Source organism: Campylobacter upsaliensis, from assembly GCF_900637395.1.
In the GTDB taxonomy this organism is placed as follows: Bacteria; Campylobacterota; Campylobacteria; order Campylobacterales; family Campylobacteraceae; genus Campylobacter_D; species Campylobacter_D upsaliensis.
In genome coordinates this window covers 1162132-1175586 of sequence record NZ_LR134372.1, presented here as the reverse complement: position 1 = coordinate 1175586, position 13455 = coordinate 1162132, and the positions used below count along the sequence as shown (strand labels likewise).

Annotated in this window: 13 protein-coding genes; 6 read left to right on the top strand and 7 right to left on the bottom strand. The window is 35.2% G+C overall.

From position 1 onward, the window contains the following. Positions 1-50: 50 nt before the first annotated feature. Genes EL158_RS05905 through murD form a run of 3 tightly spaced genes read right to left on the bottom strand, consistent with a single transcriptional unit; the run spans position 51 to position 3167 of the window. Complete coding sequence (locus EL158_RS05905; protein ID WP_027303563.1) at positions 51-1424, bottom strand: DUF2972 domain-containing protein; 1374 nt, start codon at positions 1422-1424, stop codon at positions 51-53. A 1-nt stretch (position 1425) separates the two neighbouring features. Continuing rightward, positions 1426-1950, bottom strand: coding sequence for an adenylyl-sulfate kinase (locus tag EL158_RS05900; protein ID WP_027303562.1), 525 nt, complete (start codon positions 1948-1950; stop codon positions 1426-1428). Positions 1951-1958: 8 nt separating this feature from the next. Then, positions 1959-3167 carry a UDP-N-acetylmuramoyl-L-alanine--D-glutamate ligase gene (murD, locus tag EL158_RS05895; protein ID WP_027303561.1) on the bottom strand — a complete coding sequence of 403 codons (1209 nt, stop codon included), beginning with the start codon at positions 3165-3167 and terminating at the stop codon, positions 1959-1961. A gap of 129 nt (positions 3168-3296) precedes the next feature. Between murD and mapA the strand changes: the two genes are divergently transcribed. The 5 genes from mapA to EL158_RS05870 are packed head-to-tail and all read left to right on the top strand — an operon-like array spanning position 3297 to position 8110. Further along, positions 3297-3941: an outer membrane lipoprotein MapA gene (gene mapA, locus EL158_RS05890; RefSeq protein WP_027303560.1), complete on the top strand. Its 645-nt coding sequence runs from the start codon at positions 3297-3299 to the stop codon at positions 3939-3941. Then, the gene (locus tag EL158_RS05885) at positions 3938-4513 is read left to right on the top strand and encodes a ComF family protein (protein WP_027303559.1); all 576 of its coding nucleotides are present in this window, start codon (positions 3938-3940) and stop codon (positions 4511-4513) included. The genes mapA and EL158_RS05885 overlap by 4 nt, the downstream gene beginning before the upstream one ends. Before the next feature lie 37 nt (positions 4514-4550). Beyond that, entirely contained in the window at positions 4551-7109 is a 2559-nt protein-coding gene (gene gyrA, locus EL158_RS05880) for a DNA gyrase subunit A (RefSeq protein WP_027303558.1), read from the top strand. Between the two features lie 57 nt (positions 7110-7166). After that, positions 7167-7688: a flagellar assembly lipoprotein FlgP gene (gene flgP, locus EL158_RS05875; protein WP_004275808.1), complete on the top strand. Its 522-nt coding sequence runs from the start codon at positions 7167-7169 to the stop codon at positions 7686-7688. Next, positions 7664-8110, top strand: coding sequence for a hypothetical protein (locus EL158_RS05870; protein WP_027303557.1), 447 nt, complete (start codon positions 7664-7666; stop codon positions 8108-8110). Before flgP ends, EL158_RS05870 begins: the two co-directional genes overlap by 25 nt. Before the next feature lie 60 nt (positions 8111-8170). Here EL158_RS05870 and EL158_RS05865 read toward each other — a convergent pair whose 3' ends face one another. From EL158_RS05865 to waaC, 4 genes are read right to left on the bottom strand one after another with little or no spacing between them, the layout of a single operon-like run. Then, positions 8171-9157, bottom strand: coding sequence for a glycosyltransferase (locus EL158_RS05865; protein WP_225532233.1), 987 nt, complete (start codon positions 9155-9157; stop codon positions 8171-8173). 23 nt (positions 9158-9180) lie between these two features. Beyond that, entirely contained in the window at positions 9181-10701 is a 1521-nt protein-coding gene (locus tag EL158_RS05860; protein ID WP_027303556.1) for a glycosyltransferase family 2 protein, read from the bottom strand. Next, entirely contained in the window at positions 10698-11579 is an 882-nt protein-coding gene (locus EL158_RS05855) for a lipid A biosynthesis lauroyl acyltransferase (protein ID WP_027303555.1), read from the bottom strand. The genes EL158_RS05860 and EL158_RS05855 overlap by 4 nt, the downstream gene beginning before the upstream one ends. Next, a complete protein-coding gene (gene waaC / locus EL158_RS05850) occupies positions 11569-12591 on the bottom strand; it encodes a lipopolysaccharide heptosyltransferase I (protein ID WP_027303554.1) in 1023 nt (340 codons plus the stop codon). The genes EL158_RS05855 and waaC overlap by 11 nt, the downstream gene beginning before the upstream one ends. Positions 12592-12656: 65 nt before the next feature. Between waaC and EL158_RS05845 the strand changes: the two genes are divergently transcribed. Further along, the gene (locus EL158_RS05845) at positions 12657-13436 is read left to right on the top strand and encodes a 3'-5' exonuclease (RefSeq protein WP_027303553.1); all 780 of its coding nucleotides are present in this window, start codon (positions 12657-12659) and stop codon (positions 13434-13436) included. Positions 13437-13455: the final 19 nt, after the last annotated feature.

The following is a 13455-nucleotide window of genomic DNA, read 5'->3' as shown; positions in this document are numbered from 1 at the left end:
GTCCTTTTTTCCTTGTATTTTAGCATTTTTTATTAATATTTAGTCAATTTTTAGTTAATAGCAAAAGTTTCGCAAAGCTTTTCAAATTCCTTATAATAATGCCAAGAATTCACTAAATCAGGGTGATTTTGCTTAAAATATTTTAGTTCTTCATCACACATTTTTTTAAATTTTAAGCTAATCTCCCTATGCTCTTTCAAAAAGGCTAAAACATCTTTTTCTTTTAAAATTTTCTCCTCCGCCTCTTTTGTAACTCTAATAATTTCTGCGATAAATTCACTCAAATACTCCTTAATTTTTGCGTAAAATTCTTTATCGATGCGTTTTAAATCCTCTTTTTTTACATAGACTCCCAAATTTTGAGAAATGGGGTCATCACTTAGTTCTTTAAAGATATTTTCATATTCCTCATAAGTTTCTGAGTTTTGATTAATGATAAAAACAAAGCTATTTTCCCTATCAAGTGGCGTTTCTTTCACACTTTTTCCAAGGCTAAAAATAGGGTCTTTCTCATTGGCATAAAGGATTAGTGGCAGAATATAACGCAAATAGCCCTTAAATTCATAATTTTGAAAATATGTTTTATTTTTGGGTGGATTAAAATGAAATTTAGCCGCTAATTTTTGCATCGTTTCAAGGGCTTTATGAGGCAGAATTTCCTCACAATCAATAGGTGTGATATTGTGAAAAAAAGGCAGGATTTTCGTGCTAGTGAAAGAGTTTTCAAGATCTTTAAAATCGATCTTTATCTCCATATCTTTATGGGTGATATGTCTAGTATAGTCTCTAAAATCGTGGCTAAGATTAAATTCTTGGTTAAAACTTACAATATGCTTATCCCAGTTACGCCCTATGCAATGCTTTAAAATGCCTATGCTATCCCTTGTGCCAATGATTACTGGCGTATCCTCGCCTAATAAATGCAGATATTTTTCCATATCTTTAACACCAAATTCACTAATATTAACCCCATAGTATTGATATTTCCCCTCGCTTAAATAAGTGAAATACTCGATATAACGCTCTTTTGAATCAAGCGGCATATTCCAAGAAGGTTGGCAAAAAACATCGCAGAAATAAAGATAGCCAACAAAAGCCGCCGCTCCTACTCCGTGAGGCGAGATATAAATGAGTTTGAGGCGTTCGCCCCCCCCCCCCCCAGCAATACTAAGAGGCAAATTTAAATTCCACGCTAAATTCGCACAATACCTTGAAGATTCAAGTTCTAAAAATTTAGGATTTAAAAGTGGAGGAAAGGGTTTTTGCAAATGTTCTTTTTCAAATTCCTCACTATGAAGCCACGCGCTAATGGCGTCTATATTTTCTAAAACAAAACGAGAAAATTCCTCATCATTAGCCTTTTGAAGGGCGTTTAGTAAAATTCCAGCTTGTTTTGACTTGAAGGTTGAGAGTAAATTTTGCATTTTAATCCTTAAAATCTAGTGTATTTAAGATAAGTTTTATCTTTTCATCTGCTTTATTTAGCTCACTATTATCTATGATTAAATGAGGTTTTGGCTCTTCAAAGGGGATATCCACGCCCACGACATTTTGAATTTCTCCGCTTAAAGCACCACTATAAAGCCCCTTTTTATCGCGTCTTTTTAGCTCTTCAAAATCGCATTTAATATAAATTTCAAAATAATTTTTTAAATGTTTGCGGTTAAATTCATAAATTTCGTCCCACATTGAAATAGCGCTGACAATGACTAGCATATTTTGCTCACTTAAAAAATGTGCGAATTTAGAACGCTTAAAAGAAACCTCAAGTCTTGAAGCCTTGTCATAGCCAAAATGCCCTAAAAGCTCTCTTAATTCATCGCCGTCTAAATAAATGACATTGTGAAGTTTTGTGCGTAATTTTTCACAAAGTGCCTCCGCTAAAAAGCTTTTCCCACTTCCTGCTAAACCGCTAAACCAAATCACCCCACCTTTTTCTAACTTTTCCATTTTATTCCTTACAAATTTGCTATGCTTTTTTTAAAGCACTCGCCCCTTTCTAAATAGGAGCTAAACTGGTCCAAACTCGCACAAGCAGGACTTAAAAGAGCCACTTCACCCACTTTAAGTTTTTTTGAAATTTCCTCCACAGCCTTTGGTAAAAACTCACATTTTGTAGCGTTTAATTTAAATTTTTTTGCGTAAGCCATCATTGTTTCACAGCTTACACCTATGGCGTAAAGCTCAATGTTTAAACCCTGCATAAAGGAAAATAAGTCGCTTAAATCCACTCCCTTATCATCGCCACCTATGATGAGATGGATTTTTTGATTTTGATAGCGTTTAAGTGCCTCCATAACCGCTGCTTGGTTTGTGGCTTTAGTGTCATTAACCCAAAGTCTATTTTGCGTATCAAGTAGCTCTTCAAGCTTGTTTTTTTCCATTACAAAGCCATTTAAAAGCTCATAACTTAGGCTATCAAGCAAAATTTTTTCTATGCTTAAAGCGATGAGTGCGTCAAGTAAAAAGGGCGGTTTAAAGGCAATTTGACTTAAATCAATCTCCATTTTTTTAGCCAGCTCAACTTCATCTTCATAGCTTATAATATGGGCTTTTGTAGGGGTATTTGCATACATTTTTGGCAAAATGGCGACATTATTTTCATTCATTCTTTCTAAGACGCTTAGTTTTGCCTTGACATAATTTTCAAAGCTCCCGTGCCACGATAAATGGTCTTTATTTATAGGCAAAAGTGCGTAAATTTCAGGCTTTGAGGTCTTAGTATAGTGCAAGGTAAAAGAGGAGGTTTCTAAAATCCAAATTTTTGCAAAAGGATCAAGCGAAGCTAAGGGTGTGCCGACATTTCCGCCCATTTGCGCGTTTATTTTTGCAAGAAGATGCGTCGCCATTTGCGTAGTGGTCGTTTTGCCATTTGTCCCACTTATCCATACGCTTTTAGGCATAATATCGTAGAAAAAATCATACTCGCTTTGTAAATTCCTCGCTTCTTTAATGAGTTTATGCGTAGGGGGAAAGCCCGGACTTGGGATCTCAAGCTCACTTTTTTCAGGTTCAAAAGCACTCACGGGTAAAAGCTCATTGCCAAATGCGTCTAGGCTTTTTTCTTTAAAGCTATCATCATAAATGCTAAAAGTTCCCATTTTTTGTGCTAAGGTTTGAGCGATAGCCTTTGTTGTTTTTCCATATCCAAAAAGTGATTTTTTCATTTTATATCTTTATAATCAAACTTAAAAGCACAAATTTTAATTAAATTTTTTAAATCGATTATAAAAAACCTTGAAATTTGCTAACTTTTTAAATACAATTTGAAAATTTGAATTTTAAAAGGATAAAAAATGGTAAAAAGTTGCTTATTGGCTTTATTTACGCTTTTCATCTTTGTAGGTTGTTCGGCAAAGCAAGATACTTTCGCTCAGGTCAATCAAATCTCTAAAAATACCAAATGTTATCCTTGTGATAGCGCACAAGGTTTTGAAGCGAAGATTAAAGGACTTTTATATATTAGCGATGTGGGGATAAATTGTTGTGCGGATAAAAGGACGCTTGATACGGGCGTGGCTTTGAAAAAAGTGTATTTGCACCGCTTTTATGACTTAAAAGAAGAGCAAAAAGTAGTTTATATTAAAAATCAAAAATATTACATCGACTTAAATTTCAATGCCATTTTTTACACTTATCTTAAGCAAGAGCTTGAGGCAAGGGGCATTGTGGTGCTTGATAGTAATGATAAAAACTCTCCTTATGTAACTAAGGTTAATTTATCTTTTTCTGGATTTACTTCTAAGCAAGATAGTTTAGGGCTTCACTCAAGATTGGTCGGCGTGTTGAGCTTAAATGACATTAATCGCGATAAAAAATTCACACTAAGAACCAAGCAAGATGTGAAAGGCTTTGAAAATTTGAGTGATTTATCTTTTTATACGCATTTATTAATTAAACAAATGGCAAATAAAGCCGCGAGTTTAATCTCTTCTCTGTGAGGTGCATTAACTGCCACTCTTTCACTCTTCTAGCCTTTTGCGATAACTGCTTAAAAGAGCTAAGTGAGCAAAGCTGGGGAGTGAGAAAGCTAGAAAACGACTTTAAGGTTTATTATTTTTATAAATATAGCGACATTAAACATTTACTTTATTCTAAACATCAATTTTATGGCTATTTTGTCTTTAAATTTCTTGCAAAATTAACTTTTGCGAATTTTCATCAAATTTTTAAGCCTCAAACTAAGCTAAACGCCATAGCGCTTGATGATAGGGTAGAAAAGGGACTTTATTCTCACGCAGCTATTTTGGCAAAGGCTTTAAAATCTCCTTTTATTCAGCCACTTTTTCACGCCTTACAAGCACAAAATAAGATTAAATATAGTGGCAAAAGCTTAGATTTTAGACGCAAAAATAAAAGAAATTTTAAGCTTTTAAAAGAGATTAAATATCCTGTGATTTTAGTCGATGATATTGTAACGACTGGCTCTAGCATACTTGAAGCTAAAAAAATTTTAGAAAAAAACAAAATTTCTGTGCTTTTTGCTTTAGTTTTAGCTGATGCGAAAGATTAATTTGCTACAATAATTTTTTTATAACAAAAGGAATTTTATGGAAAATCTTTTTAACAAAGACTCCGATACTCAAATCATCGATATTGAAGATTCGATAAAGAGTAGCTATTTAGATTATTCTATGAGTGTGATTATCGGGCGTGCCTTGCCTGATGCTAGAGATGGTTTAAAGCCCGTGCATCGACGCATACTTTATGCGATGAACGATTTGGGCGTGGGAAGTCGCAGTGCTTACAAAAAGTCCGCGCGTATTGTAGGTGATGTCATCGGTAAATACCACCCTCACGGCGATACGGCTGTTTATGATGCTCTTGTGAGAATGGCTCAAAGCTTTTCTATGCGTTATCCAAGTGTCGATGGGCAGGGGAATTTTGGCTCGATTGACGGAGATGGCGCGGCGGCTATGCGTTATACTGAAGCTAGAATGACCATTTTGGCTGAAGAGCTTTTAAGAGATATTGATAAGGACACGGTGGATTTTGTCCCAAATTATGACGATTCTATGCAAGAGCCTGATGTTTTGCCAAGTCGTGTTCCAAATTTGCTTTTAAATGGCTCTAGTGGGATTGCTGTGGGTATGGCGACAAATATCCCTCCGCATAGTCTTAATGAGCTTGTCGATGGGCTTTTATATTTGCTTGATAATAAAGAAGCAAGTTTAGAAGAGCTTATGCAATTTATCAAGGGACCTGATTTTCCAACGGCTGGGATTATTTATGGCAAAAAGGGCATTATTGACGCTTATCGCACAGGACGCGGTAGGATAAAAATTCGTGCAAAAACTCACATTGAAAAAAGGGCAAATAAAGACATTATAGTCATCGACGAGTTGCCTTATCAAACAAATAAGGCAAGACTTATAGAGCAAATTGCCGAGCTTGTCAAAGAAAAACAAATCGAGGGCATAGCTGAGGTAAGAGATGAGAGTGATAGGGAGGGGATTCGTGTTGTTATTGAGCTTAAACGCGATGCGATGAGTGAAATTGTGCTGAATAATCTTTTTAAATCTACCACTATGGAAAGCACCTTTGGCGTGATAATGCTTGCGATTCATAATAAAGAACCGAAAATTTTCTCACTTATTGAGCTTTTAAATTTATTTTTAACCCATAGAAAAACGGTCATCATACGCCGCACCATTTATGAACTTCAAAAAGCAAGAGCTAGAGCACATATTTTAGAGGGGCTTAAAATCGCCTTAGATAACATAGATGAAGTGATAGCTTTAATTAAAAATAGTGCGGATAATAACGCCGCGCGTGAAGGTTTAGTGGCTAAATTTGGCTTGAGTGAATTGCAAGCAAATGCCATTTTAGATATGAAATTAGGGCGTTTGACAGGACTTGAGCGTGAAAAGATAGAAAATGAATTGGCAGAATTACTCAAAGAAATTGCAAGACTTGATGAAATTTTAAAAAGCGAAGCCTTGCTTGAGGACTTAATCCGCGAAGAATTAAAAGAAATTAGGGCTAAATTTGATGTGCCGCGTATTACGCAGATTGAAGATGATTATGATGATATTGATGTGGAGGATTTAATTCCTAATGAAAATATGGTCGTAACTATCACCCATCGTGGCTATATTAAAAGAGTGCCAAGTAAGCAGTATGAAAAGCAAAAAAGAGGTGGTAAAGGAAAATTAGCCGTTACGACTTATGATGATGACTTTATCGAAAGCTTTTTTACGGCAAACACGCACGATACACTGATGTTTGTAACGGATAAGGGGCAGCTTTACTGGCTAAAGGTCTATAAAATCCCTGAAGGCTCACGCACAGCTAAGGGTAAAGCTGTGGTTAATCTTATCAATTTGCAAGCGGAAGAAAAGATTATGGCGATTATCCCTACGAGTGATTTTGCTGAAAGTAAGTCTTTATGTTTCTTTACAAAAAATGGTATAGTTAAACGCACTAATTTAAGCGAATATCAAAATATAAGAAGCGTTGGCGTTAGGGCGATTAATTTGGACGAAAATGACGAGCTTGTAACGGCTATTATCGTAGAAAGGGATTTGATCGAGCTAAGTCAAGCCTCACAAGATGAGAATTTAAACGAAGAAATGGGCGAAGAAAATTTAGAAAATGCCGGCGGTAAAATGCTTTTTGCCGTTACTAAAAGAGGTATGTGCATTAAATTCCCTCTTGCTAAAGTGCGTGAAATCGGTCGCGTGAGTCGTGGGGTAACGGCGATTAAATTTAAAGAGAAAAATGACGAGCTAGTCGGTGCGGTTGTTATAGAAAACGACGAACAAGAAGTCTTAAGTGTAAGTGCAAAAGGTATAGGCAAACGCACAAATGCTGGGGAGTATAGACTTCAAAGTCGCGGTGGTAAGGGTGTGATTTGTATGAAGCTTACCGATAAAACAAAAGAGCTTATTAGCGTAGTGATTGTCGATGAAAGTATGGATTTAATGGCACTTACAAGTAGTGGCAAAATGATACGCGTAGATATGCACAGCATAAGAAAAGCAGGGCGTAATACGAGTGGTGTGATTGTCGTTAATGTCGAAAATGATGAGGTGGTTAGCATAGCTAAATGTCCTAAGGAAAGTGAAGAAGAGGACATTGAAGAAGATGTTAATCTAAGCTTAGAATAGACTTGGAACGCTTATTGCTTTCTCATAGTCATATTACAATATTTTGAAGGTGTAAATATGAAGAATTTGTTTTTTATGCTCCTTGTAGCAGCAATTTTTGGTGGCTGTGTCCCAAGTGCAACAAGCACTGCGAAGACTAATAAAACCGCAGATACAAGTGGTGGAAGCTCTGATGTAGTCGTGCAAAAAGTCGATAAGGACGATGTGCGTGATATTATTAGAGAAGAAAAAATGCTAGCACCTTATGATGCAAGCGAGAGTGAATTAAGCTTTACGGCGGTTGGTGAGGGGATAGCTCCTTTAAACACTGTTTCTTCTGCTCAAGCTTTAGCTTTAGCTAAAAGAGCGGCGATTACAGATGGTTATAGACAGCTTGCGAGTAAGCTTTATGGTGTGAAAGTCAATGGTAAAGATACAGTTAAAGACGCTATGTTAAGAAGTTCAACTATCACAGCACAGGTTAATGGACTTATCAAAAATGCTAGTATCATTGATGAGAATTTTAATCAAGGACTTTATAGGGTAAATTTAGAACTTAAAATCGATGCAGACAAGTGGAAAGAATTGTTTGCTTATTGATATTTCTTAGCTTGAAATGCTTTGCTTTAGAGGAATTTATCTTCTGGGCGGAGCTTTCAAGTAAAAACTTCGTTCTCTTTCATCAAAGTCAAAATATCTCTTTAGCAATGACTAAAAGTAAGAATAGGGTAAGTGAGTATGCTTGCGAAATTCCCTATACACAAAAAGATTTAAGCAATTTCGCGCGAAATGAGTTAGGCTTAATCGAACCAAGCAAAATGGAACAACTTGCCTTTTTAAATTCCCATAAAGATGAGCTTGGTGAGTGTTTTATCAGTGCTAAAATCAGTGTCAAAGATATAGTTAAAACGGACTTGCTTAAAGCAAAAAGCGAGACTTATGTGAAAATTCTACCTTTGAGATTTAGCGTAGATTTTGGTGAGAATTCAGCCTTAATTTATTATCTTAAAAAGAAAGATTAGGCTAAATTTGCATTGATTTTAACTTTTCATTTTAAAGAAGCAAATAAATCCTGCCATTTTTTAAGAACGATTTCTTTTGAAAAGCGTTTTTTTTACAAGTTCTTTTGCGTTTTCTCCCATTGTTTTTCTTAACTTTTCATCACGCATTAAAACTTGAAGTTTATCGGCGTAATCTTCCAAATTTCCATCTTCGATTAAAAAGCCACTTTTTTCATTTTCTATAATGTCGCTTAATCCAGCAATGTCAAAGGCTACGCTAGGTAAGCCATAAGAGCAAGATTCTAAAAGCACCATAGGAAGCCCTTCTTTATGGCTTGTCATCGTATAAATGCTAGCACTTAAATACTCTTTTTCCACTTCTTTTGTAAAAGGTTTGATGATGATAGAAGTGCTTAAATGCAACGCTTTGATTTTATCCTCTATTTGTTCTTTTTGCACCCCTTCGCCTACGATAATGAGTTTCCAATCTTTAAATTCCGCATTTTCCTGCACTCTTTTCCAAATATCAATGAGTCTTAAAAAGCCTTTGTCTTGTATAAAGCGTCCTATGCTTAGAACGAATTTGTGATTTGAATTTGTGTTTTGATTTGGAATTTGTGGGAGAAAATTTGGGATATAAGTCACATCTTTATGATGACAATCTAAAAGTTCTTTTTGCTGTTTGCTAATGACGATGAGTGTATCATAAGTGTTAAATTTTTTTCTATACTTGTTTTGCCAAATGTGAATTATATGTAAATAATGCGTATTTTTATTTTTAAATATGGGGTAATGAGGCATATTATTATAAATTATGATGCAATTTTGATACCTTTTCTTTAAAAGATAGCTTTCGTAAAATTTGTCGATAAGTTTATAAAATTTTGTCCTTACAGCTGTGCGTTCTTTATGGTGCAAAAAGCTAAGTTTAATTTTGCTATTAAGGGAAAAAGCGGAAGTTTTATTTGTTTTATATAGACTTAAAAGCTCCACTTCGTAAAATTCGCAAAAAACATTAGCTAGATTGCTAACAACTCTTTCAACACCCCCCTCCGGTAGTGATATCACCTATTAGCAAGATTATTTTCATTTTAACTCCAAGTTATTCTTTTTTCTTTTATGGTTTTTAAATAAAGCTGATGATTTTCATCTAAACAGGCTTTATCGTTTTCTTTATGGTAAAGATGATATGCCAAAGCCTTAAATTTCACTCTTCTAAACTCTCCGCCCTTAAATAAAAACCTTGCGACAAATTCGCTATCCTCCCTACCCCAGCCACTAAATTTTTCATTAAAGCCACAAATGGCGTCAAAATCACTCTTAAAAAAACTCATATTGCACCCACGAACACCCTTAATAAAGTCTTTTTTGTCAAAAAAATCAGCCCTAATTTTAGAAAAATGAAAATAAATTTTTGAAAGGATAAAGCTTCTTTTAAGTTTATTACAATACCCCCCCCTTAGTATGTTTTGACTCTTAGTTGTATCTAAAATCACTCTTGAGCCTTGTAACAGCACACCTTTTTTCGCAAAATCTAAGTGGTCTTTGATGAAATTTTCTTCTAAAACCATATCCCCGTCTATGATGATGATATACTCACTCATCGCCTTTTTAACGGCATTATTACGGCTTTTAGCAAGGCGGTAGCCCTTATCTTCTTGCCAAATGTGTTTTAGGGGCATACTAAATTTGTTTTGAAATTCTTTAATTAAATTTGCCGTTTCCTCCGTGCTTCCATCATCAGCGATTAAAATTTCATTTGGCATAGTGTTTTGTTTCATTACGCTTTCAAGCACGGCTTTTAGGTAGGTGGGGCTATTATAGGTCGTGATGATTAAAGCAATGCTAGGTTTTTTGTTTTGAAACTCATAAAGTTTAGCATATTTAAAAAAGGCTCCAAGCCCATTACAAAGGCTAATGATAAAGCCCTTATAGCCATAAAAAATGCCTTTTTTAAGAAAATAATCCCTATGAAATTTCCACGCCCCGTGCGTAATTGCTTTAAATATAGAGCTTTTTTTGTGTAAGTTTTGCTGGGCGTAAAGTTGGGAGTAGCGTTGGCATTTTTCAAGCAAGTCGTAAATTCCGTTATAAGCATAATGTCTAAGAGCATTTTTGAGATAAATTTTTTCTGCATTTGGAGGCAAAATAAGGCTTTCATGGACTAAATTATCGTTAAATTTTGTGTAGCTTTTGTGAAATAAACGCAAAACAAAATCAGGATGCCACCCACAAGCCTTAATCCACTCTCCGCGGTATAAATTTTTCCTAGCAAAGGCTACGATGTGATGCGTTTTTAGATCAAGCTTTTCAAGCTCTTTTAAGGCTTCGTATTCTAGCACTTCATCAGCATCAATGCTAAAAATCCACTCTTTTGAAGCATAGCTAATCGCCTTATTTTTAAGTGCTCCAAAGCCTATAAATTCGCTTTGTTCTACGCGTATATTAGGGAAATCTTTTGCGAAATCTTTTGCGATTTGAAGTGTATCATCATCGCTTTGATTATCTAAAAGCACGATTTCACCAAATTCTTTGAGGGAATTTAAGCACTCTTTTAGTGTTTTGGCAGCGTTTTTGACGATTAAAACCGCACTAATTTCCTTAAGTTTCATCTCTTCTCCTTGTAAATGTTAGCATTAAAGCTACGAAATCTTTTATGAAAGAAAAAATACTCATCAGGCTTAAATTTAATCATCTCTTCCGTGCAATGTGCTTGATAATGCGTTAGCTCCTCTATGCTTTTTAGCGTAGCGTCCATAGCTTCAAAACATTTGATGTGGAAAATTCCAGCCTTTTGATAGATAAAAGCGGGGATTATTAGAGCATTTGTCTTTTTAGCGATCACGCTAGCACCCATTTGGTAATTGACCTCCTTGTCAAAAAACTTAAGCCTTAAGCTTTCATTTAACGCACAATCTTGATCTGTAAGTATGCCTAAAGTGCGGCGTTCTTTAAGGGCTTTGAGCATTTTTTTAAGTCCGCCTTTTTTATCAATGAGCTCGATGTCAAATTGCGTTCTATTTTGACCTAAAAGCCTATTCATCTCCTTGCTGTCTAAATTCCTACCCACAATAGCCATTTTGCCAAATTTCGCAGCATATGCCAAAGAAGCGAGCTCCCAGTTACCATAATGTGCTGTGGTTAAGATAAGGGCTTTTTGACTTTTTAAAGCCTGTGTTAAAATTTCTTCATTGTCAAAATGCACTTTTTGAAGAATTTTTTCTTTGGTGCTGGAGCGATTTTGGATGCAGTCTAAGCCAAATTTGGCGAAATTTTGATAGATTTTTAAGGCGATTTGCTCTCTTTCTTTTAGATCTTTTTGGGGGAAGCAAATTTGAAGATTAATGTCGATGATTCTGCGGTGCTTTTGATTGAGATGAAAGGTGATTTTAGCGACCATTAAGCCTAGTTTTTGTAAGAGAAATTCGGGTAAAATCGCCGTTAAAAATCTAAGTAAATAATATAAAAAAAGATAAAGCCTATCTCTCATCTAAAAGTTCCTTTGCTAAGGAGAAAATATCTTCTTCGTCAATATTTCTAATGCAAAAATCGCTTTTGTCAATATGCTTAACATTGGCAATTTTTTTATGAGTGCTTATGGTTTTATTAATATCCGTAACAAAGGCATTGCGGTAATGTGGAGTCGCTCCAAAGATAGTAATGGAGGGCTTATTCATAGCAAAGGCTAGATGAGTAGGACCGCTATCATTTCCTATCACAAGGCTTGAAAGTCCTGTGATGGCGATGAGCTCTTTAAGGCTTAGTTTATCAAGTAAAATAAGGCTTTCTTTGTCGATTTTGCTGAGAGAAAGCACTCTTTTGGCTAGAATTTTTTCCTTTTCATTGCCCCAAGCAAGGTAAATTTTAAGCTTTTCATCGTAGTGGAGTAAAAGTTTGCAAAGTATGGCAAGCTTTGTCATTGGGTAGATTTTATTTTGCGCACTTGAGCCGACATGGATTAAAATGTTTTTTTTGCTTAAATTTAGTCTTTGTTTTAAGGAATTTTTAAGCTCTTCATCGGCTTTAAAAATGGGCTGTTTAAAACGAATATCCTTAGGCTCAAAAGGTGCATTAAGCGTAAAAGCCGCTAAGGCTAGATAACGCACAAAAACATTTTCTGCGTAGTCAATGCTAAGTTTTTGATTATAAAAATTATGCGCAAAGCTTTCCTTAAGGCTGTCTTTATCAAAGCCGAAATTATTACGACTTAAAATGCGACTAACTAGAGCGGATTTTATCAAGCCTTGCAGGTCTAAAACAAAATCATAGTGATTTTTCCTAGCTTCAAGGGCGATTTTAAGGCTAGAGAAAAATTTTTTATCCTTTAAGGGTAGGGCGTAAAGCTTATCGATGTGTGGGTGATTTTCTAAAATTTCTTTAAATTTTTCATCGATAAACCAGTGAATTTCAATATCTTGGCGAAATTGTTTGATAAATTGCAAAACAATGGCACTTTGTATGATGTCTCCAAGCGCAGAGAGGCGGACAATTGCTATTTTCATTTAAACCTAGTTTTAATTTTTTTGTTATGATTGTAGCGAAGTTGTTTAAAAAAAGGTTAAATAAGATGAAAAATGAGGGTTATATTTGCATATTTGATTGTGAAAGTGTGCCAGATGTAGAGCTAATAAGAAAAAATTTAGGTTTTGAAGGAAGCGATGAGGAGGTAAGCTTACAGGCACTTGCGTGGCAAAAAGAGCAAAACGGAAGCGAGTTTTTACCCCTGCCTTTTCATAAAATCGTCAGTATTTGTGCGGTGATAGCGGATCATTTTGGTAAATTTATTAAGGTTAATAAAATCGAGGGTGAAAATGAAAAAGAGATGTTAAGAAATTTTTTCGCCTTTATTGATAAAAGTGAGCCTAAGCTTGTGAGCTTTAATGGGAAAAATTATGATTGCCCTTTGTTTGTTTTAAGAGCTTTAAAATATAATATTAGGGCAAGTGCCTATTTAGATACGCAAGATAAATGGAATAATTATAAGACAAGATTTTCAGAGCTTAAGCATTGCGATTTGCTTGAGAGTTTAGGGGGACGCCTTAGGCTTGATAGCGTTTGTGCTATGGCTGGATTGCCGGGGAAATATGATGTAAGTGGGGCTGAGGTGATGAGCCTTTATTATCAAAATCAAATGGAAAAAATTCACGAATACTGCGAAAGTGATGTTTTAAACACCTATATGCTTTTTTTGAAATATGAGCTGATTAAGGGGAATTTGGCAGAGGAGGATTATGGGCTTTATTTAAATTTGATGGCAGAATATTTAAAGGAAAAAAAGGCAAATCGCTCTTATGTGCCATATTTTATAAAAGCTTGTGAGGAGGAGTTTTTGAAATTAAGCATTTAAAGAATTATTATAAAATGCT